This is a genomic window from Solwaraspora sp. WMMB335 (assembly GCF_049179075.1).
GTDB lineage: Bacteria > Actinomycetota > Actinomycetes > Mycobacteriales > Micromonosporaceae > Micromonospora_E.
On the sequence record NZ_JBMHMF010000001.1, the window covers coordinates 5,115,461 to 5,138,533 of the forward strand.

Below are 23,073 nucleotides of genomic sequence, written 5' to 3' on the forward strand. Positions count from 1 at the left end.
CGGGTGGTGGCGGGATGATTACCGACTGGTAATGATGGCGGAATGCGATACGACGTCGTCGTGGTCGGTTCGGGGTTCGGCGGTAGCGTGGCCGCGCTCCGGCTCGCCGAGAAGGGCTACTCGGTGCTGGTGCTGGAGGCCGGCCGGCGCTTCGCCGACCACGAGTTGCCGCGCACGTCGTGGCGGGTAGGGCGGTTCCTCTGGGCGCCGGCGCTCGGCTGCTTCGGCATTCAGCGGATCACTCTGCTGCGCTCCGCCGGGCACCGCGTGGCGGCCGGCCGGCGCGGCACGTCCGGCCGGCGCCGGCCGGACATCGGTACCCGGGCCGGAGTGCTGGTGCTCTCCGGTGCCGGCGTCGGCGGCGGGTCGCTGGTCTACGCCAACACTCTGTACGAGCCGCCGGACGACTTCTACGCCGACCCGCAATGGTCCGGCATCACCGACTGGCGGGCCGAACTCGCCCCGTACTACACCCGTGCGAAACAGCTGCTCGGCGTCGTCGACTATCCCCGTACCACCCGGGCCGACCAGGCGATGCGGGCGGTCGCCGACCGGATGGGTGCCGGTGACACGTTCCGGCCCACCCCGGTCGCCGTCTACCTCGGCCCGCCCGGCGAGCGGGTCGCCGACCCGTACTTCGGCGGGGCCGGCCCGGACCGGGTCGGCTGCACGCACTGCGGTGCCTGCATGACCGGTTGCCGGGTCGGCGCCAAGAATTCGCTGCCGAAGAACTACCTGTGGTTCGCCGAGCGGGCCGGGGCACGGATCCGGCCGTTGACCACGGTCACCGGCCTGCGGCCGGACCCGGACGGTGCCGGCTACCTGGTCGACGTACGCCGGACCGGGGCGTGGCTCGGCGGTCGGGACACCATCGCCGCCGACCAGGTGGTGCTCGCCGCCGGGGCGCTCGGCACCCAGCGGCTGCTGCACGCCGCCCGCGCCACCGGCGCACTGCCGGAGATCTCCGCCCGGATCGGCGCACTCACCCGCACCAATTCCGAGGCGATCCTCGGTGCCGTGGTGCCGCGTCGCGCAGCCCGTCGCCGAGGCCTCGACTACACCGAGGGCGTGGCGATCACCAGTTCGTTCCATCCCGAACCGGGCACGCACGTCGAGCCGGTGCGGTACGGCGAGGGCTCGAACCTGATGGGGCTGCTGGCGACCGTGCTGGTCGACGGCGGCCCCCGGCGGGTGCGCCGCTGGCTGGGAACCTTGCTGCGCCGACCGGGCCGGACCCTGCGGCTGCTGTCGGTGCGCGGCTGGTCCCGACGTGCCGTCGTCGCGCTGGTGATGCAGTCGGTGGACAACTCGCTGACCACGTACCACCACCGGGGCCGGCTGGCCGCCCGGCACGGGCACGGCGAGCCCAACCCGAGCTGGATCCCGGCCGGCAACCAGGCGGTACGGCTACTCGCCGACGAGATCGGCGGGATTGCGGCCGGTCCGGTCAGCGAACCGTTCGGCGTACCGATGACCGCGCACATCCTCGGCGGAGCGGTCATCGGGGCGACCGCACGCGACGGTGTCGTCGACGCGTACCACCGGGTGTTCGGTTGTCCGGGCCTGCACGTGGTCGACGGTGCCGCGGTGCCGGCGAACCTGGGGGTGAACCCGTCGCTGACCATCGCCGCGCTCGCCGAGCGGGCGATGGCCCACTGGCCGGCCAAGGGGGAGCCGGACGGCCGTCAACAACCTGAGCCATCGTCCGGGCGTTGCGGTGACGGTCGGTAGGCTCTCGGGACATGAGCACGCCGCGTCCGGTCCTGGTGGTCGACTTCGGAGCCCAGTACGCCCAGCTGATCGCCCGCCGGGTGCGGGAGGCCAGGGTCTACTCGGAGATCGTCCCGCACGATCTGCCGGTGGCCGAGATGATGGCCCGCGACCCGGCCGCGATCATTTTGTCCGGTGGCCCGTCGAGCGTCTACGCGCCGGGTGCCCCGCAGGTCGACCCGAAGCTGTTCGACGGTGGGGTGCCGGTGTTCGGCATCTGCTACGGCTTCCAGGCGATGGCGCAGGCGCTCGGCGGCACGGTCGCGCACACCGGCAACCGCGAGTACGGTGGCACCCCGCTGGCCGCCGAGCCTGACCCTGGAGTGCTGCTGCGTGAGCTGCCGACGAAGATCCCGGTCTGGATGAGCCACGGCGACTGCGTAACCGCCGCTCCGGCGGGGTTCGCGGTGACCGCAGGTTCGGCCGGCGCCCCGGTCGCGGCCTTCGAGGACGTCGCCGGCCGGCGGGCCGGGGTGCAGTTCCACCCGGAGGTGGGGCACACCGCGCACGGGCAGCTGATGCTGACCCGCTTCCTCTACGACATCGCCGGCATCGAACCGACCTGGACACCGCAGAACATCATCGACGAGCAGGTGGCCCGGATCCGGGAGCAGGTCGGTGCCAAGGAGATCATCTGCGGGCTGTCCGGCGGGGTCGACTCCGCGGTGGCCGCCGCGTTGGTGCACCGAGCCGTCGGTGACCAGCTGACCTGCGTCTTCGTCGACCACGGGCTGCTGCGGGCCGGCGAGGCCGAGCAGGTGGAGTCGGACTACGTGGCGGCCACCGGAATCAAGCTGAAGGTGGTCGACGCCGCCGACCGGTTCCTCGGCGCGCTGAGCGGGGTGACCGACCCGGAACAGAAGCGCAAGATCATCGGCCGGGAGTTCATCCGGGTGTTCGAGTCGGCGGCCCGCGAGGTGGCCGCCGCCGGTGACGTCGAGTTCCTGGTGCAGGGCACGCTCTACCCGGACGTGGTCGAGTCCGGTGGCGGCACCGGCACCGCCAACATCAAGTCGCACCACAACGTCGGCGGGCTCCCGGACGATCTGCAGTTCGCCCTGGTCGAGCCGCTACGCACGCTGTTCAAGGACGAGGTGCGGGCGCTCGGGCGGGAGCTGGGCCTGCCGGAGGCGATGGTCTGGCGGCACCCGTTCCCGGGGCCGGGGCTGGCCATCCGGATCATCGGAGCGGTGGACCGGGCCCGGCTTGAGGTGCTCCGGGCCGCAGACCTGATCGCCCGCCAGGAACTGACCTCGGCCGGCCTGGACCGTGACGTCTGGCAGTTCCCGGTGGTGTTGCTCGCCGAGGTACGAAGCGTCGGGGTCCAGGGCGACGGGCGCAGCTACGGCCACCCGGTGGTGCTGCGCCCGGTGTCCAGCGAGGACGCCATGACCGCCGACTGGTCCCGACTGCCCTACGAGGTGATCGGCCGGATCTCCACCCGGATCACCAATGAGGTGCCGGAGGTCAACCGGGTCGTGCTGGACGTGACCAGCAAGCCGCCGGGCACCATCGAGTGGGAGTGACCCGGCCGCGGCTCACCGCGTCGGCGCGGTCGGCGGCTCTTCCGGCATCAGGAACCAGATCACCGGGTAGGTGAGCGCGGCGAGCCCACCGGTGAGCACGGCGGCGACCGCGAAGATCACCCGGACCAGGGTGGGGTCGACGCCGAAGTAGCGGCCGAGGCCGCTGGCCACCCCGGCGATCATGCGGTCCGTGGTGGGTCGGCGGAGCTGCTTGTACGGGGCTTGGGCTGCGAAGTTCGGTTGGGTCGTCATGCTTCGACGATGCCGCCCGTCGGGGCGGTCGGCCTCGGTGACTGCCCGGATCATTACCCTGATCCGTCCCGGATTGCCGCTCTATGTAGTTAACTAGTTACATTCGATACTGTCGCCAATCTGACACTCGTCCGCGCCGGTCGGCCAATGGCGGGCAGAATTCGGACTCGTGACGCCCGCCCTAGAGCCGCTTCGCAGGATCGCGGCATACGCTGTCTGTGCCGATTCGGAGGACCAGTTTCTCCTGGTCCGTGCCTCTGCGCGTTCGGGTACACCCGGGGTGTGGTCGCTGCCCGGTGGGGCGGTCGACCACGGGGAGGATCCCAACCACACGGTCGTACGGGAGACCGCGGCCGAGACCGGCCTGTCAGTCGCCGTCACCGGGCTGCGCGACGTCCTCGCCGACATGCGGTCGCTGCCGCAGCGTGGCATCACACTGCACACCGATCGGTTGATCTACGAGGTCAAGGTCCGTGGTGGGCAGATCTGCCACCGCATCAACCAGCCCACCGACCTGGCCCGTTGGTGCAGCCTGGACGAGGCCAAGCAGTTGCCACTGCGCCCGTTCACCGCCAGCGCCCTCGGTCTGCCGCCGGACACCATCGACCTGCGGCCGGACACCGCACCGGACTTCCCGTCCTTCTACGCCGTGCCCGGCCCGGACGGCCTGCACCGGGCGCAGCGCTTCGCGGCGTACGCGGTGGCGACCGACCCCGCCCGTCGTATCCTGCTGACCCGGATCGCGGCGGGCTACCCGGGGGCGGGCCGTTGGCATCTGCCCGGTGGTGGTACCGACTACGGCGAGCAGCCCGGTGCCGCACTGATCCGCGAGTTGGTCGAGGAGACCGGCCAGCGTGGCCGGTTGATCCGGTTGCTCGGGGTGGCCAGCCACCGGGACGCCGCCTCGCTCGGGCCGGAGGGCTACCCGATCGACTGGCACGGCGTACGGGCCTTCTACGAAGTCGCGGTCGACCGTCCCGCCCCGCCGATCGTCGCCGACGTCGGCGGCTCCACCTCGGAAGCCCGCTGGTTCGGCACCGGTGAGCTCCGGACCCTGCCGTCCTCGGAACTGACCGAGGTGACCGCCGAGGCGGTGGGCGCGGCCAGGCTCGTCTGACGCGCCCCACACCGCAACCCGCCGGGGACGGTGAGCATGCGACGGATCGCGGCGTACGGGATCTGTCACGACCCCGGCGGCCGGCTCCTGCTGGTGCGGTCGCCGGGCGACGACGGTGGTGCCACCGGGCGACCGCAGTTGCCTGGCGGCGTGCTGCGGCACGGCGAGCACCCGGCCGATGCGGTGATCCGTGGGTTCGTCGCGCTGGCCGGGCTCACCGTGCGGAGCGGCGCGGTGGTCGCGGTGATCTCCGACACCCTGCCCGATCCGATCACCGGCCGGCAAGTGCACACCGACCGGATCATCTTCCGCGTCGAGCCATCCGGTGCGGGCGTCCGCGCCGACCCCGCAGGCCCCGTCGGCCAGGTCGAGGGTCAGCTGACGGCCCAGGTCGAGGGTGAGCTGACGACGACCCGCGAGCGAGGCCAGCGGTTCGGGGCCTACGGTGTGGTCACCGATCCAGCGGGGCGGATCCTGCTGACCCGGATCGCGGCAGGCTATCCGGGGGCAGGGCGCTGGCACCTGCCGGGCGGTGGCACCGACTTCGGTGAACAGCCCCTGGTCGGTCTGTTGCGGGAGCTGATCGAGGAGACCGGCCAGGCCGGACGGGCCCGAGCGGTGCTCGGCGTGCGTCATCATCATGACCCGGCCGCCCTCGGGCCGGATGGACGTCGGGTCGATTGGCACGTGGTGCAGGCGATCTACCGGGTATCGGTGGACCGGCCGACACCTGCGGTGGTCACCGAAGCCGCCGGCGGATCGACGGCGGCGGCGCGCTGGTTCACCCAGGACGAGCTTGCCGATCGCCCGCTGAGCGTGCTCGCCACGTCGGTGCTCGTACCCGAGCTCGGTGACCAGCGGTGCTAGCTGGAGCTAGCACGAAGTGACGGTAGCCTGTCCAGTTCCTCCCGGATAAACCGCCATAAACCACGCTGATCTCTCGCCAATCCGCTGTGGCTGTGCAATGGTGTAGGCCGCATAATCGGGCAGCCGCACCGTCAGCGTGGCGGCGGCTCGACCGATGATGGAGGGATCCGTGGCGAGAGCCCCGTGGCGGCGGCGGCGTACGACCGACAGTCCTCGACCAGCCGGACGCCGTTGGGCAGGACCGCTGCGGCGCAGCGGCACCTTCGCCCGGCAGGTCCTGCTGGTGCGGGTCGGACGACGGCCCCGTGCCAGGCATGTCATGACGGTCGCGGATGGTTTCGACGCCAAACCGGTCCCGCCGCGCACCGCCGCCTACGACATGCTCGACCACCTCACCCGGCAGCGTCTCGACGGGTTGACCACGGACGAGTTGACCACGGCGGAGATCGCCGCGATCGCCCCGATCAGCCCGGCGGTGGGTGGCCCGGCCCGTGTCTCGACGGGCGACGCCGAGGCCGTCCGCGACGATCCGGCGCATCCTGCGGTCCCGCTGCTGCCGGGCACCCCGACCGCTCCGCGACGGGCCGGGTTCACCCTGGTCAACGCGACCACGCTGACCAGCCTGACGCTCGGGCTGGCCGCGATCATCCTCGCGATGGAAGGCGACGTACGCCACGCGGCGTTCTGCCTCATCGCCTGCGTCGTCTGCGACGGGCTCGACGGGATGCTCGCCCGTCGGCTCGGCGTGGCCAGCCCGTTCGGCGCTCAGCTGGATTCGCTCGCCGACATGTGCTCGTTCGGGCTGGCGGCACCGGTGGTGGTCTACGCCTCACTGGCCGGTACGGTGTCCACCACCGCGGCGGCTGTGGCCTGCGCGCTGGTCGCGGGCTGCGCAGCCATCCGACTGGCCCGGTTCAACATTTCCCCGCGCGACGGCGGCTTCTTCACCGGCGTACCGACCACACTGGCCGCCGGCGTGCTCGCGCTCGGCGTACTGATCGAGATCCCGGTCCCCGGTACCGTGCAGTTGGCCGGTGTCGCGTTGCTCGCCTTCGCCATGGTTTCCAGCTTCCCGTACGTCAAGCTGGCCCGCCTGCTCAAGTTGCCGCCATGGTTGTGGCTGGTGCCCGTGGTCGGCGGCCTGGTCGAGATGCGGCTGACGTTCGGATTGATCGTCCTGGCGTATCTGGCCAGTGGGCCGCTGCTCTGGCTGCACCGGCGCGGGGCCGCCTGACCGTCGGGCTGTCGGGGCCGATGCCGGCGGCTCAGCGCCAGCGGGCAATTACCGACGCGCCACCCACTACCCGGTCGCCCGGTCCGACCAGGGCAGCAGCCGCATCGGCCGGCAGGTAGACATCGGTACGGGAACCGAACCGGATGAGTCCGAACCGCTCGCCCCGGGCAAGTAGCGCACCGACCGGCACCCGGTGCACGATCCGTCGGGCGATCATTCCGGTGCGCTGGGCGACGACCACCCGGCCACGGACGGTGTCCAGCACCGTGTAGGCGGCGACGTTGTGCTCGGCCTGCGGCTTCATCGCTGCGGCGAAGCCACCGTCGGTGACGAAATGGTCGACCACCCGTCCGGCCACCGGTGACCGGTTGATGTGTACGTCGAGTATGGACAGGAAGACCGCGATCCGCAGGTAGTCGGTGGCGCCCAACCGCTCGTCACGGAGCCGCTCGACGGCGAGCACCCGGCCGTCACTGGCCGCCACCACCGCATCCGGATCCTCGTCTGGGACGTCGCGTTGCGGGTCCCGGAAGAACGCGGCGGCCGGTGCCGCGGCCAACGCCGGCAACAGCCAGAGCCTGCTGCGCGGTCTGGCCAACCGGGTCGCCGCGGCCAACCCCAACGCGATCGCGGCGGCCGCGACGCCGTTGGAATCGAGGTGCATGCCCCGGGTGAGCGGCACGCTGGACGGGCGGAACACCGGCCCGAGCCGTTCGGCCCGCTCGGGTGCGGCGGCGGTGAAGCGCAGCTTGTGCACCCGTACCGGTGGGGCGTTACGCAGCACCAGGTCGCTGCCGGCACCGAACAGCGCGGCTTGCCGGTCCAACTCGGCCACGGCGCCCTCGCTGCTGCCCGGCAACGCCGGCACGGCCACCGAGACGACCCCTCCCTCAGTCAGGTGCTTGGCGAAACCGTCGAGTGCCGCACGCGCGTCCTCGGCCGAACCGGTGAGCGGGCTTGCCACGACCATGATGTCGGCGGCGTCGGCGGCCGGCAGCGAATCGATCACCCGGACCCGGTCGCTCGCCCACCGCCCGTGTCCGGTGACCTCGGCCTGCACCTGTGGCAGTTGATCGGCCTCGGCGGGCACCACGGTGAGAGTGTCGCCGGGCAGCAGCGCCTGCACCGCCGCGCGGAGCACCGTCGAGCCGGGAACAGCGGCCACCAGCAGCGCATGCTTCGCGGTGTTGTCCCGAGCCAGCTCTGCGGTCAGGACCCGGGCAGCCCGGTCCCCGAGGCCGACCGGGCGGCGTGGACCGGGTACACCGGGAACAGCGGAGTAGGACATGACGGATGAGCTCCTTGCGGTGGTGGTGTAGCGCGAACCCAGCATAGGTGCCGCGCCCGCGGACCGCAGCGGCCGTCGCCGGCGGGCGCTGCTGCCCAGGCCGGCGACGGCCAGTTGTCCATCGCGGTGGACGTCGGGTGTCGCCCGTCGGTGGACGTCGGGTGTCGCCTGCCTGCCGTCGCCGGGCCGGCACCTGCGGGGACGACCGGACGGTCAGCCGGGGCGCTTCTCCGACGTCGCCGACGGCCAGGTCGGATCGGCCGGCGATTCCGTCGTCAGATCGGTTTCCGGCAGCTCGGTTTCCGTCGCGCCGACCAGTCCGGTGTCGCCCGGTGCCGTGTCGCCCGGCTCGGTGTCGGTCGGATCCGTCATGTTCTCCCGGCCGGCCGACCGACCGGATCGCAGCGCGCCGATCAGTCCGGCCACGCCGAGCAGGATCAGCCCGGCGGCAACGATCCAGCCGATCTCGGGCAGTGCCAGATGGACGTACCGGGCAGTGATCCACCAACCCACGATGGCCAGGAAGACCAGCGCGAACGCGAGAGAAACGCCATCGGTGTGGTGCCGTTTCATCGGGTCACCTCCACTTCGCCCGCTTGGACCGTGATCCGCAGTGTCAGGTCGCCCCCGCCGGTGCCATCCGCACCGAGGTCCGACGTGACCCGGGGAACCTCCTCGAAGCCGCTCCAGCGCTCACCCAGCACCACGGCGTCACCGGCTTTCACCACGACCTCGGAACGGACATCCACCTCCGGTGGAAGGTAGACGCGCAGCGTCCCGAAGGACATCCGTACGTCGAGATCGGCCTGCTGTTCGGCGAAGTCCACTCCGCGCAGGTCGAGCACGGCGTCGCCGAACGTGGTCTCGTATCGGTCGGCCAGGGCCGCGTAGCTCGTCGGCCGCCAGACCACCTCTCGCTGGTCACCCCCGTCGACTGACTCGGCGATGCTGGAGATGCCGACCGCTGCGGCGGCCACCAAGCCGAGCGCGATCAGCCACCGGGCCCGGCCGAACCAGGCACCGACCAGCAGGCCGGTCGCGATGGTCGCCAGCACGGCGACGAAGTAGGCCGACGGAGGAGTGGGGGCCAGATCGGTCAGGTCGAGTGCGGCGACCAGACCGAGCACGATGAAGATCATCCAGAAGGTCACGATGCCCAGTCGGGACCGTTCCTTCGGCACTGGTGGCCGTGGTGGTGGGGCCGGCGGTGGGGTCACGGCCGGCGGTATCGGCGGCAAGCCCGGCGGGTACGGGCCGCGCTGGGCATATGGGCCATAAGGCGCAAAAGGCGTACGGTAGCTGGAGCCGCTGGGTGGCGGGGGTGGATAGCCGACACCCGGATCCGGACGCGTCGGCGGATACCGCCCGGCGAACTGGCCACCAGTTCCCGGGTAGACGCTCGTCGCCGCGGGAGTTCCACCCGGGACACCTGCCATCGGCGGCCCCGGGACCGACGGTGGCGTACCCGACAACGGGTGTCCGGCGGCGGGCCCGGGTGCGGCGGTGGCGGGGTACGCCGGCTGCCCCGCTGGCCAGGGTGCCGGTCCTGCCGGTGGATGCCCCGCCGGTGCCGACGGCGGCGTCCACGCCCCGGCGGCCCGCGCGCCACCCGGGCCGACGCCGGGCGGTGCGGAACCGCCCTCCTTCGTACTGCGGTTCAACAGCAGCATCCCGCCGACGAGCACCGCCGAGCCGAGCAGGACCGCCCGGAATCCGTCGGTGACGATGAACGCCAGCATGATCGTCGCCAGCACACAGAGCAGCAGCACCGTGAGGGGCGACATGCTCGACGTACCACGTCCGAGTAGGCCCTCGACCGGCGACGCGCTGTCTCCCTCACTCGGCGTGGCCAGCCATACCGCCAGGTACACCAGCACGCCGATGCCTCCGAAAAAGCCGAGCACGGCCAGCAGTACCCGCCACAGAATGGGATCGGTGTTCGTCGCCTGCCCGATCGCACCGCATACCCCGGCCACGTACCGGCCCTGTCGTGGTCGGATCAGGCCGTGTCGGGTGAAGGCGCCAGGTGGCGGAAAGCCCCAGCCCGGCCCGGGACCTGGACCGGGTCCGGCTCCGGGACCAGGACCAGCTGTCGCGCCCTGCCCTGCGGCGGTTCCTGGGTCCGGGGCGAGCCCCGGATCGGTGCCGGATTCCTGGTGGTCTGCTCCGCCACCGGCCGCTGGCGGCGTGGGTGCCGGATTGCGTGGCTGGTCAGCGTCGTCGGTCATAATCCGATCCTGCGGCCACAACTGCCCGGTCTGCCTCGGGAATCGACCCTGAAGCCACCCTGAGATCCGCGCCGACGAACAGTCCGGGTGGTCCCCGTGGCCGGACGCCCGCACCTCGTGTGACGATCGGAAATGCCGGCGGGCGCCGTATCAGCAAGCTTCGTACCAGCAGCAAGCCCTGAATCAGGAGGTAACGATCACTACCGCGACCGAGCCCCCACGCCTCTACCGCAGCCGCGAACAGCGGGTGGTGGCGGGGGTGGCTGCCGGGATCGCCCACCACCTGCGGCTGCCGGTGGTCGGCGTGCGGGTCGCCTTCGTCGTGCTGCTCGGCTTCAGCGGGCTCGGCGTGCTGCTCTACGCGGCCTTCTGGGCGGTGGTGCCACCCGCCACCGCCGGCCCGCCGAAACGTCGTGACCTGACTGAACTGCTGCCGTTCGTCGCGATCGGCCTAGGCGTGATGCTGATCCAGGTGCTGGTCTTCGGGTCGACCGGGGTGAGCGCCACCGCCGGCTGGCTGGTGGCCATCATCGGCGTCGGTGCCGGCATCATCTGGCACCAGTCGGCGCCCGAACGGCGTCGGTTGTGGAGCGAGGCGCTACCGCAGGTGCCGTGGCTCGGTGCGGTGGTCGACGAGAGCGATCGGCGGGCCTTCCTGCTCCGCTTCATCGGTGGCGGCCTGCTGGTCGCGGTGGGGGTCATCGGTGTGGTGGCGGTCTACTCGCCCCGGGGCAACGCCGCCGCCGTGATCAACGGGGTCATCTTCGCCCTGGTCGGGCTGGCTGGTGTCGGGGTGGTCACCGCGCCCGTGCTGTGGCGGACCTTCAACCAGTTGCGGGCCGAACGCGAAGGCCGGGTCCGGGAGCAGGAACGCGCCGAGCTGGCCGCGATGATCCACGACCAGGTGCTGCACACCCTGGCCCTGATCCAGCGCAACGCCTCGGATCCGAAGGCCGTCCAGCGGCTTGCCCGTGGCCAGGAACGTGGCCTGCGCAACTGGCTCTACAAGCCTGCCTCGTCCCCGACCGAACGGTTCGCGGCGGCCCTGGAACAGGTCGCGGCCGAGGTGGAGGACACTTTTGGGCTGACCGTCGAGGCCGTGGTGGTCGGCGACCGGGCCACCGACGAGCGGGTCGGCGCACTGGTCGCCGCGACCCGTGAGGCGCTGGTCAACACGGCCCGGCATGCCGGGGTGCAAACCGTTTCGCTGTACGCCGAGGTGGAACCGGAGCAGCTCAGCGTCTTCGTCCGGGACCGTGGGACAGGTTTCGATCCGGATCGGGTGGAGGACCACCGGCACGGGGTACGCGGTTCGATCATCGGCCGGATGCGCCGGCACGGCGGGCGGGCGGAGATCATCAGTAGGCCGGGTGACGGCACCGAGGTACGTCTGATCCTGCCGATCAGCCCGGAGCACCGGGAGAACCAGCATCCGGTGAGCGAGGATCGAGAGGCCGGACGCCATGCGTGACAGGATCGGGAGGACGAGCCATGAATGAGCCGACGATGACCGGAACCGGCGGCGAGTCGGCTGCGGACGGGCGCCGCCTGCGGGTCTTTCTCGTCGACGACCATGCGATGTTCCGGGCCGGGGTGCGTGCGGAGCTTGGCTCGCACGTGGATGTGATCGGGGAGGCGAGCACGGTCGCGGAGGCGGTCAGCCGGATCGCCGCCACCGCCCCGGACGTGGTCCTACTCGACGTACACATGCCCGACGGCGGCGGCCGGGCCGTGCTGGACGCGGTGCTGCGTGGGCCGGGCGCCGGGCACGACCGGCCGTCGGTGCGGTTCCTGGCGCTGAGCGTCTCCGACGCCGCCGAGGACGTGATCGGACTGATCCGGGCGGGTGCCCGTGGCTACGTGACCAAGACGATCTCTCCGGAGGATCTTGCGGCTGCGATCCACCGGGTGGCCGACGGCGACGCGGTGTTCAGCCCTCGGCTGGCTGGCTTCGTGCTGGACGCGTTCGCGGCCCGACCCGACGCGCCGGTGGTGGACCCGGAGTTGGATCTGCTGACCAACCGGGAACGCGAGGTACTGCGGCTGTTGGCCCGTGGCTACGCGTACAAGGAGATCGCCCGGGAGCTGTTCATCTCGATCAAGACGGTGGAGACCCACGTGTCCAACGTGCTGCGGAAGCTACAGATGTCAAACCGGTACGAACTATCCAGATGGGCGGCAGATCGCCGGCTGATCTGAGTGACCAGCGGACTTGCTCTATCTCCCGGATGATGGGAACCTAGTCGCGGCGTGCTCGGTGGTGATCCTGATCATCCGCGATGTTGCTGATGTGGTCGAAATCACGGTTAACCGGCGAGTTACGATCCGGCAATTGTTGTGAATCAGGCATTCGGTCACCTCGGACATGTGGTGACTCTTCGTATTAGCTTGACATCCGATCGTGGTGGAGGGTTCGCGGGGAAGGTCACACAAGGGCACTCCTACTCTGCGGTAACCGGGGTTGTACAGTGGTCCGATGCCCAGGTCAGGACGGTTGCGACGCGAGGTCGAACGATCTCGATCGGCGTATCGAGGCCGTCCCGGACGCGTATCGGCTTGATAACGGCACCTTCACGCAATGGGCTACCTGGTGTCACAGTGTCAGTCACCTCACAACCCCCCCGTGAGCGCCCTGAGGAGGCTCTCCCATGCGTGGGAAATCCCTAAAGGTGGCGGTCGCAGCGACCGCCATCGCTCTGTTCGCCACCGCTTGCAGTAGCGACAGCGAAGAGACCACGGAGAACAACGACTCCGGCGGCACGCTTCGCATCTATGCATCGGAGCCGGCGTTCCTGATGCCGTCCGCTGGTGACGACGAGCCGTCCATCCTGGTGATCCGCCAGCTCTACCGTGGTCTGGTCAAGTACAACGCCGAGACCGGCGAGCCGGAGTTGGATCTCGCCGAGTCGATGGAGTCCGAGGACAACAAGACCTGGACCGTCAAGCTCAAGGACGGCTACACCTTCGACAACGGCGAGGCGGTCAACTCCGACGCCTTCATCCGGGCGTGGAACTACACGGCGTACGGGCCGAACGCGCAGAACAACGCGTACTTCATGAAGCGCATCGTCGGCATCGACGAGGTCAGCGGCGAGGAGCCGGCCGCGGAGGAGCTCAGCGGCCTGGCCAAGGTCGACGACCTGACCTTCACCGTCGAGCTGAAGGAGCCGTTCGCCGGCTTCCCGGCGATCGTCGGCTACTCCGGCTTCTTTCCGATGGCCGAGGCCTGCGCCGCCGACACCGACGCCTGCAACGAGACGCCGATCGGCAACGGCCCGTACAAGATCGAGGGCAGCTGGGAGCACGACCAGCGGATCCAGCTGGCGCGTAGCGAGACGTGGGCCGGCGAGGAGCAGGGCAAGGCCGACATCCTCGAGTACAAGATCTACGCCGATGTGGACGCGGGTTACGCAGCCTTCCAGTCCGGCGAACTGGACGTGATGTACACCATCCCGCCGGCGCGCTACCAGGAAGCCAAGTCGCAGTACGGCGACCAGATGTACGAGGCTCCCGGCGACAGCTTCACCTACGTCGGCTTCCCGACCTACGACGAGCGCTTCGCCGACAAGCGGATCCGCCAGGCCTTCTCCCTCGCGCTCGACCGGCAGGGCATCATCGACGCCGTCTTCGACGGCCGGTTCACCCCCGCTGAGGGCGTCGTGGCGCCGACCTTCGACGGCTACCGTCCAGGTGTCTGTGAGTACTGCGTGCAGGACATCGACCGTGCCAAGGAACTGCTCGAAGAGGCCGGCGGCTGGGACGGCGAGCCGCTGACGCTGTGGGCCAACGCCGGTGCCGGCCACGAGCAGTGGCTGCAGGCGGTCGGCGACCAGCTGAAGGCCGCGCTGGGCATCGACTACGAGCTGCGGGTCAACCTGCAGTTCCCGGAGTACCTCGCAACCGCGGACGACAAGAAGTTCACCGGGCCGTTCCGCCTCGGCTGGGGCCCGGACTACCCGGTGATCGAGACCTACCTCTACCCGCTCTACGGCAGCGGCTCGGACAGCAACAGCTCCGGCTACTCCAACCCGGAGTTCGACGAGCTGGTCGCCCAGGGCGACGCCGCTGAGGACCTGGAGGCGGCCATCCCGTTCTACAACCAGGCTGAGGACATCATCGTCGAGGACCTGCCGGTCATCCCGATGTGGTTCAGCAAGGTCGCCGCGCTGTACGGCGAGAACGTCGATGAGTTCGTCTGGAACAAGATCTCGGACGCTGAGTACGGCAAGATCACTCTGAAGAACTCCTGACCTGCGAGTCTGACTGATCAAGTCGTAACGCGACGTGGCGGCAGCGGGATCCCCACGAGGGGCCTGTTGCCGCCACGTTTAGCGCCGAGAGGAGACCCCCCGTCATGGGGCGCTACGTCATTCGACGGTTGCTCCAGTTCATTCCCACTGTTCTGGGCACCATGTTCCTCCTGCACTACGTGACATCGCTGGGCATTCAGTTCAGTGGCAACCCGGTCCGGGCGATCTTCGGCGACCGTCGCCCCTCTGAGGCGCAGCTCGCCGCCATGACCGAGAAGCTCGGCTTCGGCGACCCCTGTCTGAGCCAGCCGGGCAACCCGTGCTTCGGCCTGTTCTTCAATCGCTTGCAGGATGTCTTCCTGCACTTCGACTTCGGCATCAACCTGCAGCAGGAGCCGGTCACCGAGCTCGTCTCGCGTGCACTGCCGCACACCCTCAAGTTGGTGCTGATCGCCATCGTCTTCGAGGCGGTCGTCGGCATCATCGCCGGCGTGCTGGCCGGCCTGCGCAGTGGCAGCTTCTGGGACTACCTGATCAAGATCTCCACGGTGTTCATCATCTCCGTGCCGATCTTCGTCCTCGGCGTCGTGGTCCGTCAGTACGTCGGTGTCGAGTTCGGCAACCGATTGCGGGGCTACGACTGGATGCCGGAGGTGATCTCCCGTGGCGTGTTCGGGGCCGGATTCATCGCCGACTACCCGTTCGCCAGCCTGATCATCCCGGGTATGGTGCTCGGTGCCGTCTCGCTGGCCACCACCGCCCGGCTGACCCGGACCAGCATCATGGAGAACATCCGGGCCGACTACGTACGTACCGCCAAGGCGAAGGGCCTGGCGAACAAGCGGGTCATCGGGGTGCACACGCTGCGGAACTCGCTGATCCCGGTGATCACGTACCTCGGTGTGGACATCGGTTCGCTGATGGGCGGTGCCGTCGTCACCGAGCGGATCTTCAACGTACGGGGGATCGGGTCGTTGGTCGCCCAGGCGGCTACCTCGGGCGAGGCGCCGGTGGCAATCGGTGTGGTGACCATGCTGGTCATGGTCTTCCTGCTGGTGAACCTGTTGGTGGACCTGCTCTATGCGGTGCTTGACCCGAGGATCCGTTATGAGTGAGCGCAATGGACCGATCATCCGGCCCGGCGTCGTGCCGATCCACGGCGGACCGAGCGTAGCGAGGTGCCACCATGAGTGACTCGACCAATCCCACGGCGACCGCCGGCACGGAAGTAGCGCCACCGCCGCCGGAAAGGGCCCCGGCGCCGGCTTCGACCGAACGCAATGCCAGTCTCTGGGCCGACGCGCGGCGCCAGTTGCTACGTGATCCTGTCTTCATCGTCGCCTCGATCTACGTGCTGCTGGTGGTGTCGATGGCGGTCGTCCCCACTCTGTGGACCCGGCAGGACCCCCGCGACTGCAACGTCCAACGGACCCGGATCCCGCCGAGCTGGGAGCACCCGTTCGGCTTCAACAACCTGGGCTGCGACTACTACTCGCACGCGATCCACGGTGCCCGGCCGTCCCTGCAGATCGCGATCTTCGCCACCCTGGGGATCATCATCCTCGGCGGTGCCGCCGGTCTGTTCGCCGGCTACTTCGGTGGCTGGGTCGATGCCATCCTCTCCCGGATCACCGACATCTTCTTCTCGCTGCCGTTCCTGCTCGGTGCGATCGTCTTCCTGACGGTGATCAAGCAGCAGAACGTCTGGACGTTGGCCATCGTCCTGGTCGTTCTCGGCTGGACCACCATCGCCCGGATCATGCGGGGCAGCGTGTTGTCCTCCAAAGGTCTCGACTACGTGCAGGCGGCCAAGGCGATGGGGGCCGGACACGGCCGGTCGATGTTCCGGCACATCCTGCCGAACGCGGTCGCTCCGATGGTGGTGTACGCGACGATCACCCTCGGCGCCTTCGTCTCCGCCGAGGCGACACTGACCTACCTCGGGGTCGGCCTGCAGCCACCCGAGGAGTCCTGGGGAATCATGATCTCGCAGCACCAGGTGTACTTCCTGGACCACCCGTGGTTGCTGCTCTTCCCCTGCGGACTATTGGTGGGCACGGTTCTTTCGTTCATCCTCATCGGCGACGCGCTGCGTGACGCCCTCGACCCGAAGCTGCGGTGAGGCGGGGCCATGACTGACAGAGAAATCAGCGCGACCATCGACGCACTTCCCGGACTCGACTCCAGCGCGCCGCCGCTGGAGGTCAACGGTCTGCAGGTCGAGTTCCGTACCCGCAACGGAGTCGCCCGGGCGGTCAACGGAGTGAGCTTCTCACTGCAACCCGGCGAGACGCTGGCCATCCTCGGCGAGTCCGGCTGCGGCAAGAGCGTAACCGCGCAGGCGATCATGGGCATCATCGACTCGCCACCCGGGTTCGTCACCGGCGGCGAAATCCGCTACCGAGGCGTCGATCTCCTCAAACTACCCGAGTCGCAGCGTCGGAAGATCCGGGCAAATCGGATCGCGATGATCTTCCAGGATGCGCTGTCGGCGCTCAACCCGGTGTTCACGGTCGGCTTCCAGCTGGCCGAACTGTTCCGCAAGCACCGTGGGATGTCCCGGGCCGACAGCAAGGTCCGCGCCATCGAGCTGCTCGACCTGGTCAAGATTCCGGCGGCCCGGCAGCGGATCAGCGATTTCCCGCATCAGTTCTCCGGCGGCATGCGCCAGCGGGTGATGATCGCGATGGCGCTGGCGCTGGACCCGGAGGTCCTCATCGCCGACGAGCCGACGACCGCGCTCGACGTCACGGTGCAGGCGCAGATCATGTCGCTGCTCGCCGAACTGCAGCGGGAACGCAACATGGGACTGGTGCTGATCACCCACGACATGGGAGTGGTGGCCGACGTCGCCGATCGGATCTCGGTGATGTACGCCGGCCGGGTCGTCGAGGAGGCGCCGGTCCGGGACATCTACGCCACGCCGGCCCACCCGTACACCAAGGCGCTGCTCGAGTCGATCCCCCGGATCGACCTCAAGGGCCAGGAGCTGAACGTCATCAAAGGGCTGCCGCCGGCGCTGACGAGCATCCCACCGGGCTGCTCGTTCAACCCGCGGTGCCGCTACACCCAGGACACCTGCCGGGTCGACCCGGAGCCGCCGCGCTACCAGGTGACGCCGGTGCGTACCTCCGCCTGCCACTACTGGAAGGAGGTCAAGGGCGATGAGTGACGTTGTCCTGGAAACCAAGGACCTGGTCAAGCACTTTCCACTGACCCAGGGCATCCTGTTCAAGCGGCAGATCGGTGCGGTACGGGCAGTCGACGGGATCAGTCTCCAACTGCACCGTGGCGAGACCCTCGGCATCGTCGGCGAGTCCGGTTGCGGCAAGTCCACGCTGGCCAAGTTGCTGGTCGGGCTGGAGAAGCCGTCGTCCGGCTCGATCCTGGTGCAGGGTCGGGACCTCAGCGCGGCCAGTGGTACCGAGCTGCACCGGGCACGGCGCAACATCCAGTTGGTGATGCAGGACCCGTACACCTCGCTGAACCCGCGGATGACGGTGGCCGACCTGATCGGTGAGCCGTTCGAGATCCATCCCGACGTCGCCCCGAAGGGGGACCGTCGACGCCGGGTCCAGGAACTGCTGGACCTGGTCGGCCTGAATCCGGACCACATCAACCGCTACCCGCACCAGTTCTCCGGTGGGCAGCGGCAGCGGATCGGCATCGCCCGGGCGCTCGCGTTGCGTCCGGAGATCATTCTGTGCGACGAGCCGGTCTCCGCGCTCGACGTGTCGATCCAGGCCCAGGTGATCAATCTGCTCGAACAGCTGCAGAACGAGCTCGGGCTGTCGTACATCTTCATCGCGCACGACCTGTCCGTGGTGCGGCACATTGCCGTCCGGGTCGCGGTGATGTACCTCGGCAAGGTCGTCGAGATCGGCACCGAGGACGAGATCTACGAGCGGCCGACCCATCCGTACACCCAGGCACTGCTTTCGGCGGTGCCGCTGCCCGATCCGACGCTGCGCGGGATGCGGGACCAGATCACCCTGGAAGGTGACGTGCCCTCGCCGGCCGACCCGCCGTCGGGCTGCCGGTTCCGGACCCGGTGCTGGAAGGCCCAGGAGCTCTGCGCGAGGGAGGAACCGCCGTTGGAGCCACGGAGTGCCTCGGCGCACCCCAGCGCCTGTCACTTCGCTGAGATCCGGGACGTGGTCCACGCGTCCGAGTGACCGGCTGCCCCCGCCGATCTTGGCCTTGTCGTTGGACGATACTGACGAAAGTTCGCGGTGAGTCCAAGATCGGCGGGAGGCTGATCGGCGAGGGCTGCCGGTCGGGTCAGAGTGGGCCGCGGCCGGCGCGTAGCACCAGCAGGGCCAACTGCGTCCCGTCGGCGCCCAGCGCGGTCCGGTAGCGATCGACGATCTCCCGCTCCCGGGACAGCACCAGACGGGTGCCGCCAGAGGCGATACGTACAGCGCCTACCTGTCTGGACAGCTCGGCCCGTTCCTGCCACAGCGCGATGAGCGCATCGTCGATCTCGTTGATCCTGGTCCGGATGGCCAAGATGCGATCTGCGGCTTCTGGCGCGTCTGTCCCGGTCTGCTGGCGATCCCCAGACGGCCCTTCGGCCGGGCTGTCCGGTCCAGCCGAGCCCGCTTCCGGCGCCGTGGTGTCGTCGGAGGTGCTCGCGACGGCGTTGGTCCCCATGTCCTGCCTCCTGGACTGTCGGGCCCCCGGTGCGGGCGGAACCCGGAGCGCGAGAAGCCCCGGGCTCTGCCAGAGCCCGGGGCTTCTCGTAGGTCTGATGATCAGGCGCGACCTGCGGCAGCCGGACTCCCGGAACCGTAGGAAAAGTAAAATCGCGCTGGGTGGATCACAGCCCGAGTATGCCCACCGACGTGGCGTCGGCGCAAGCATCCCGGCAATCTGTCGGCAACGATTCCGTGGCGCGCGGACACGAGCGAGAGCTGTCGGTCGGGCGGCATAGACTCGGCGGGCGATGCATCCTCTTTTCGAAACCTCAGCAGCCCCACCCGCCCGGGCCGGCGACCGGCAGGACGTCGCGGCCGGCGGGTCGCTGGGCGGGACAGCCGGCGAAACGCTTGGTACGGCGGACCGACCGGCCGACGACCCGACCGGTCCGGCGGGTGGCCCGATCGGCGGGCAGTTGCTGACCGGTCTCAACGGACCACAACGGGACGCGGTCGTGCATACCGGTGGCCCACTGCTGATCGTGGCTGGTGCCGGTTCGGGCAAGACCAAGGTGCTCACCCACCGGATCGCCTATCTGCTGGCCGCGCGGCAGGTGCATCCCGGCCAGATCCTGGCCATCACCTTCACCAACAAGGCGGCGGGTGAGCTCAGGGAGCGGGTCGGTGGGTTGGTCGGGTCACGCGCTCGGCTGATGTGGGTTTCGACCTTCCACTCCGCATGCGTACGGATCCTGCGGTCCGAGCACGAGCACGCCGGTCTGAAGTCGACGTTCTCCATCTACGACGCCGACGACTCGCGGCGGCTGATGCAGATGGTCGCGCGTGAACTCGATCTCGATCCAAAGCGGTATCCGGCCCGCGGGCTGGCCACCCAGGTGTCGAACCTCAAGAACGAGTTGATCGACCCTGACGAGTTCGCCGGGCGGGCCAACGGGCCGAACGAGCGGGCGCTGGCCGAGGCCTATTCGCTGTACCAGAACCGGTTGCGAGAGGCACACGCCCTCGACTTCGACGATCTGATCATGACCACGGTGCACCTGCTCCAGGCACACCCGCAGGTTGCCGGCCTGTACCGTCGACGGTTCCGGCACGTGCTGGTGGACGAGTACCAGGACACCAACCACGCGCAGTATCAGTTGATCAAGGAACTGATCGGGGACGGCGCGGACGACGTACCGCCGGGGGAACTCTGCGTCGTCGGGGACGCCGACCAGTCGATCTATGCCTTCCGCGGTGCCACCATCCGCAACATTCTCGAGTTCGAGCGGGATTTCGCCCAGGCCCGTACGGTCCTGCTGGAGCAGAACTACCGTTCGACCCAGACCATCCTCACCGCCGCCAACACGGTCATCACCAACAATCCCGGGCGCAAGCCGAAGCGGCTCTGGAGCGACCAGGGAGACGGCGAGCCGATCGTCGGGTACGTGGCCGACACCGAGCACGCCGAGGCGGACTGGGTCGCCCGGCAGATCGACCGGCTCTGCGACGACGGCGAGGCCCGCCCCGGGGAGGTGGCGGTCTTCTACCGGACCAACGCCCAGTCGCGGGTCTTCGAGGAGGTCTTCATCCGGGTCGGCCTGCCGTACAAGGTGGTCGGCGGAGTGCGCTTCTACGAGCGCAAGGAGGTCCGGGACGCGCTGGCCTACCTGCGCGCGGTCGTCAACGGGGACGACACCGTGAGCGTCCGCCGGGTCCTGAACACCCCACGTCGAGGCATCGGGGAACGCGCCGAGGCATGTGTCGAGGCGCTCGCCGCCCGGGAGCGGATCTCGTTCGGCGAGGCGCTGCGGCGTGCCGCCGAGGCACCGGGCATCTCCACCCGGGCGGCCAACGCGATCGCCGAGTTCGTGGCGTTGCTCGACGGCGTACGCGAACAGTCGGCCACCGCCACCCCGGAGGAGGCGCTGGAGGCGCTCCTGTTGCGGTCCGGCTACCTGGCCGAGCTGGAGGAGAGCCTGGACCCACAGGACGCCGGCCGGGTGGAGAACCTCCAGGAGTTGGTCAGCGTCGCCCGGGAGTACACCGAGCGGGTCGAGGCGCAGGACGAGGCCGCGACGGTCGCCGGATTCCTGGAGCAGGTCGCGCTGGTCGCGGACGCGGACCAGGTGCCCGACGATGATCCGGAGCAGCAGGGTGTGGTGACGCTGATGACCCTGCACACCGCGAAGGGCCTGGAGTTCCCGGCGGTGTTCCTGACCGGTCTGGAGGACGGTGTCTTCCCGCATCTGCGGGCACTCGGCGATACCCGGGAGCTGGAGGAGGAACGGCGGTTGGCGTACGTCGGGATCACCCGGGCACGCCAGCGACTGTTCCTGTCCCGCTCGGTGACCCGCACGGCGTGGGGCCAGCCCGCGTACAATCCGCCGTCGCGGTTCCTGCCCGAGCTGCCGGCCGAACTCGTCCGCTGGGAGCGGACCGAGGCGGCGTACACCTCGTGGTCGGGCACGGGCGGCGGGGTCGGTGGCCGGTCCGGCGGCATGGACCGGTCGACGACCGCGCGCGGTGGTGGCTTCGCCGGCGGTACGCCGAAAGCCGCCCGCCTGGCGCAGCGGCTCGGCGTGGACGCCAGCCGACTCAGCACCGCCAGCGAGTTGCCCACCGGGCCGAAGGTGTCGGTCGGGGAGCGGGTCAACCATCAGCGGTACGGCCTGGGCCGGGTGCTGGCGGTCGAGGGACACGGCCCGGGGACCAGAGCCCAGATCGATTTCGGCGACCAGACCATGTGGCTGGTGCTGCGGCACGCGCCGATCGAGAAGATCTGACCGTCCTGCCAGCGGTTCTCAGCAGCCGAGGTCCACGCCGCGTTCCCGCATCCAGGGTGCCGGGTCGATCTGGTTCCACAGCCCGAGGTGTACCTCGAAGTGCAGGTGCGGGCCGGTGGAGTCGCCGGTGGATCCCTCTGCGCCGATCGCCTGCCCCGGTTTCACCTGGTCGCCGACGGATACCTCGGTGGCGGACAGGTGTGCGTAGTGGGTGAGAACACCGTTGCCGTGGTCGATCACCACCGAGATCCCGTACCCGGTGTACGCCCAGCCGGCGACCTGGACGGTTCCGGCGCCAGCGGCGAGCACCGGGGTGCCGGCCGGCATGGCCAGGTCGATCCCGGCGTGCAGCACTCCCCACCGCAGGCCGTAGCAGGAGGTGGTCTGTGCTCCCGGCAGTGGAGTCACCCAGTCCGGAGCCGGGCTGGGCGTCGGGCTGGAGGCCGGGCTGGGTGACTCCGTTTCGGCTGCCGAAGTGGCCGCCGTATCGGCCTGCGCCGCCGACCCGGTGCCCGGCTCTGTGGTGCCCGGCTCTGTGGTGCCCGCATCCGGTGAGCTGCCGGCTGCGCCGAGGCCGGACTCGCTACTGGCGGCGGTGCCTGGTACGGCTGATTGCGTCCGAGTACCGCGGTCGGCGCGTTGCGCCGCGGCAGCCCGGTCGGTGGCGGCCCGATCCGCGGCTGTGGAGCCGGGATCCGCCGGACCAGGCGCCTGGGCGGAGTTGCTGGCAGTGGCGATTCCGCCGATTCCGAGTGCGGCGATCGCGAGCAGGGTCAGGGCTGTGGTGCGGCTGCGCGCCACGAACCGCCGTAGCGGCTCAGCCGGTAGGCGGGTGGCGAGCCGGTCGGTGAGCATGGCGGCCCGGTGCCGGGCCGGAGCGGTGGCCCGATGCCGGGCGGGTGTCTCCGGTGACTCGGTGTGCGACACGGGGGATGACCTCCGGTGTTGGGAGCACGACCCGGAAATGGTGGTGTGCCAACCACGGAGGGTGGATAAGGGAGGGTGGTAGCAGTCACTGAGAGCGAGACAGGTGGTGAGTTTCTGCTCCACCTCGTGCCGCTTTGGGAGTTTTAGAAGCGAAATGCTATGTGATTTTTGTTACAAATCATGGTGTGACGTGG

Annotated in this window: 18 protein-coding genes and 1 pseudogene; 13 read left to right on the forward strand and 6 right to left on the reverse strand. The window is 69.5% G+C overall.

The genetic code is table 11. From position 1 onward, the window contains the following. Positions 1–42: 42 nt before the first annotated feature. Both ACN27F_RS22285 and guaA read left to right on the forward strand, forming a co-directional pair. A complete protein-coding gene (locus ACN27F_RS22285) occupies positions 43–1,731 on the forward strand; it encodes a GMC family oxidoreductase (protein WP_421436466.1) in 1,689 nt (562 codons plus the stop codon). An 11-nt stretch (positions 1,732–1,742) separates the two neighbouring features. Beyond that, positions 1,743–3,296 (forward strand): glutamine-hydrolyzing GMP synthase, encoded by a 1,554-nt coding sequence (gene guaA / locus ACN27F_RS22290; protein ID WP_421436467.1) that lies wholly within the window; start codon positions 1,743–1,745, stop codon positions 3,294–3,296. A gap of 21 nt (positions 3,297–3,317) precedes the next feature. Here guaA and ACN27F_RS22295 read toward each other — a convergent pair. Then, positions 3,318–3,548, reverse strand: a pseudogene (locus tag ACN27F_RS22295) (PspC domain-containing protein); the annotation flags it as partial. A gap of 169 nt (positions 3,549–3,717) precedes the next feature. Here ACN27F_RS22295 and ACN27F_RS22300 point away from each other — a divergent pair. The 3 genes from ACN27F_RS22300 to ACN27F_RS22310 all read left to right on the forward strand — a co-directional run bounded on the left by ACN27F_RS22300 (position 3,718) and on the right by ACN27F_RS22310 (position 6,766). Next, positions 3,718–4,665 carry an NUDIX hydrolase gene (locus ACN27F_RS22300; RefSeq protein WP_421436470.1) on the forward strand — a complete coding sequence of 316 codons (948 nt, stop codon included), beginning with the start codon at positions 3,718–3,720 and terminating at the stop codon, positions 4,663–4,665. A 36-nt stretch (positions 4,666–4,701) separates the two neighbouring features. After that, positions 4,702–5,532 carry an NUDIX hydrolase gene (locus ACN27F_RS22305; protein WP_421436472.1) on the forward strand — a complete coding sequence of 277 codons (831 nt, stop codon included), beginning with the start codon at positions 4,702–4,704 and terminating at the stop codon, positions 5,530–5,532. 244 nt (positions 5,533–5,776) lie between these two features. Beyond that, positions 5,777–6,766, forward strand: coding sequence for a CDP-alcohol phosphatidyltransferase family protein (locus ACN27F_RS22310; RefSeq protein WP_421440393.1), 990 nt, complete (start codon positions 5,777–5,779; stop codon positions 6,764–6,766). A gap of 31 nt (positions 6,767–6,797) precedes the next feature. Here ACN27F_RS22310 and ACN27F_RS22315 read toward each other — a convergent pair whose 3' ends face one another. From ACN27F_RS22315 to ACN27F_RS22325, 3 genes are all read right to left on the reverse strand, one after another. Continuing rightward, positions 6,798–8,054 carry a phosphatidylserine decarboxylase gene (locus tag ACN27F_RS22315; RefSeq protein WP_421436474.1) on the reverse strand — a complete coding sequence of 419 codons (1,257 nt, stop codon included), beginning with the start codon at positions 8,052–8,054 and terminating at the stop codon, positions 6,798–6,800. Between the two features lie 213 nt (positions 8,055–8,267). Then, positions 8,268–8,627: a hypothetical protein gene (locus tag ACN27F_RS22320; protein WP_421436476.1), complete on the reverse strand. Its 360-nt coding sequence runs from the start codon at positions 8,625–8,627 to the stop codon at positions 8,268–8,270. Further along, on the reverse strand, positions 8,624–10,282 hold the full coding sequence (locus ACN27F_RS22325) for a PspC domain-containing protein (protein ID WP_421436478.1): 1,659 nt from the start codon (positions 10,280–10,282) through the stop codon (positions 8,624–8,626). Before ACN27F_RS22325 ends, ACN27F_RS22320 begins: the two co-directional genes overlap by 4 nt. Positions 10,283–10,478: 196 nt before the next feature. On the opposite strand from ACN27F_RS22325, the gene ACN27F_RS22330 reads away from it, so the two are divergent. The 7 genes from ACN27F_RS22330 to ACN27F_RS22360 all read left to right on the forward strand — a co-directional run bounded on the left by ACN27F_RS22330 (position 10,479) and on the right by ACN27F_RS22360 (position 18,707). Then, positions 10,479–11,753, forward strand: a complete 1,275-nt coding sequence (locus ACN27F_RS22330; protein ID WP_421440394.1) for a PspC domain-containing protein — start codon at positions 10,479–10,481, stop codon at positions 11,751–11,753. 20 nt (positions 11,754–11,773) lie between these two features. Next, positions 11,774–12,481 carry a LuxR C-terminal-related transcriptional regulator gene (locus tag ACN27F_RS22335; RefSeq protein ID WP_421436480.1) on the forward strand — a complete coding sequence of 236 codons (708 nt, stop codon included), beginning with the start codon at positions 11,774–11,776 and terminating at the stop codon, positions 12,479–12,481. 449 nt (positions 12,482–12,930) lie between these two features. Continuing rightward, positions 12,931–14,532, forward strand: coding sequence for a peptide ABC transporter substrate-binding protein (locus ACN27F_RS22340; RefSeq protein WP_421436483.1), 1,602 nt, complete (start codon positions 12,931–12,933; stop codon positions 14,530–14,532). A gap of 104 nt (positions 14,533–14,636) precedes the next feature. Beyond that, entirely contained in the window at positions 14,637–15,647 is a 1,011-nt protein-coding gene (locus tag ACN27F_RS22345; protein ID WP_421436485.1) for an ABC transporter permease, read from the forward strand. A gap of 71 nt (positions 15,648–15,718) precedes the next feature. After that, complete coding sequence (locus ACN27F_RS22350; protein ID WP_421436488.1) at positions 15,719–16,654, forward strand: ABC transporter permease; 936 nt, start codon at positions 15,719–15,721, stop codon at positions 16,652–16,654. A 9-nt stretch (positions 16,655–16,663) separates the two neighbouring features. Beyond that, the gene (locus ACN27F_RS22355; RefSeq protein WP_421436490.1) at positions 16,664–17,704 is read left to right on the forward strand and encodes an ABC transporter ATP-binding protein; all 1,041 of its coding nucleotides are present in this window, start codon (positions 16,664–16,666) and stop codon (positions 17,702–17,704) included. After that, positions 17,697–18,707: an ABC transporter ATP-binding protein gene (locus tag ACN27F_RS22360; RefSeq protein ID WP_421436493.1), complete on the forward strand. Its 1,011-nt coding sequence runs from the start codon at positions 17,697–17,699 to the stop codon at positions 18,705–18,707. The genes ACN27F_RS22355 and ACN27F_RS22360 overlap by 8 nt, the downstream gene beginning before the upstream one ends. A gap of 106 nt (positions 18,708–18,813) precedes the next feature. Here ACN27F_RS22360 and ACN27F_RS22365 read toward each other — a convergent pair whose 3' ends face one another. Beyond that, a complete protein-coding gene (locus tag ACN27F_RS22365; RefSeq protein WP_421436496.1) occupies positions 18,814–19,185 on the reverse strand; it encodes a chorismate mutase in 372 nt (123 codons plus the stop codon). 292 nt (positions 19,186–19,477) lie between these two features. On the opposite strand from ACN27F_RS22365, the gene pcrA reads away from it, so the two are divergent. Further along, a complete protein-coding gene (gene pcrA / locus ACN27F_RS22370; RefSeq protein ID WP_421436498.1) occupies positions 19,478–21,952 on the forward strand; it encodes a DNA helicase PcrA in 2,475 nt (824 codons plus the stop codon). A gap of 18 nt (positions 21,953–21,970) precedes the next feature. On the opposite strand, the gene ACN27F_RS22375 is transcribed toward pcrA, so the two are convergent. Then, entirely contained in the window at positions 21,971–22,807 is an 837-nt protein-coding gene (locus ACN27F_RS22375; RefSeq protein ID WP_421440396.1) for a M23 family metallopeptidase, read from the reverse strand. Positions 22,808–23,073: the final 266 nt, after the last annotated feature.

Excerpts from the sequence above, each read along its gene's own strand:
- ACN27F_RS22285 (WP_421436466.1), top strand. The coding sequence starts at position 43 with ATGCGATACGACGTCGTCGTGGTCGGTTCGGGGTTCGGCGGTAGCGTG.
- guaA (WP_421436467.1), top strand. The coding sequence starts at position 1,743 with ATGAGCACGCCGCGTCCGGTCCTGGTGGTCGACTTCGGAGCCCAGTAC.
- ACN27F_RS22305 (WP_421436472.1), top strand. The coding sequence starts at position 4,702 with ATGCGACGGATCGCGGCGTACGGGATCTGTCACGACCCCGGCGGCCGG.
- ACN27F_RS22315 (WP_421436474.1), bottom strand. The coding sequence starts at position 8,054 with ATGTCCTACTCCGCTGTTCCCGGTGTACCCGGTCCACGCCGCCCGGTC.
- ACN27F_RS22320 (WP_421436476.1), bottom strand. The coding sequence starts at position 8,627 with ATGAAACGGCACCACACCGATGGCGTTTCTCTCGCGTTCGCGCTGGTC.
- ACN27F_RS22325 (WP_421436478.1), bottom strand. The coding sequence starts at position 10,282 with ATGACCGACGACGCTGACCAGCCACGCAATCCGGCACCCACGCCGCCA.
- ACN27F_RS22335 (WP_421436480.1), top strand. The coding sequence starts at position 11,774 with ATGAATGAGCCGACGATGACCGGAACCGGCGGCGAGTCGGCTGCGGAC.
- ACN27F_RS22340 (WP_421436483.1), top strand. The coding sequence starts at position 12,931 with ATGCGTGGGAAATCCCTAAAGGTGGCGGTCGCAGCGACCGCCATCGCT.
- ACN27F_RS22345 (WP_421436485.1), top strand. The coding sequence starts at position 14,637 with ATGGGGCGCTACGTCATTCGACGGTTGCTCCAGTTCATTCCCACTGTT.
- ACN27F_RS22350 (WP_421436488.1), top strand. The coding sequence starts at position 15,719 with ATGAGTGACTCGACCAATCCCACGGCGACCGCCGGCACGGAAGTAGCG.
- ACN27F_RS22355 (WP_421436490.1), top strand. The coding sequence starts at position 16,664 with ATGACTGACAGAGAAATCAGCGCGACCATCGACGCACTTCCCGGACTC.
- ACN27F_RS22360 (WP_421436493.1), top strand. The coding sequence starts at position 17,697 with ATGAGTGACGTTGTCCTGGAAACCAAGGACCTGGTCAAGCACTTTCCA.
- ACN27F_RS22365 (WP_421436496.1), bottom strand. The coding sequence starts at position 19,185 with ATGGGGACCAACGCCGTCGCGAGCACCTCCGACGACACCACGGCGCCG.
- pcrA (WP_421436498.1), top strand. The coding sequence starts at position 19,478 with ATGCATCCTCTTTTCGAAACCTCAGCAGCCCCACCCGCCCGGGCCGGC.
- ACN27F_RS22375 (WP_421440396.1), bottom strand. The coding sequence starts at position 22,807 with ATGCTCACCGACCGGCTCGCCACCCGCCTACCGGCTGAGCCGCTACGG.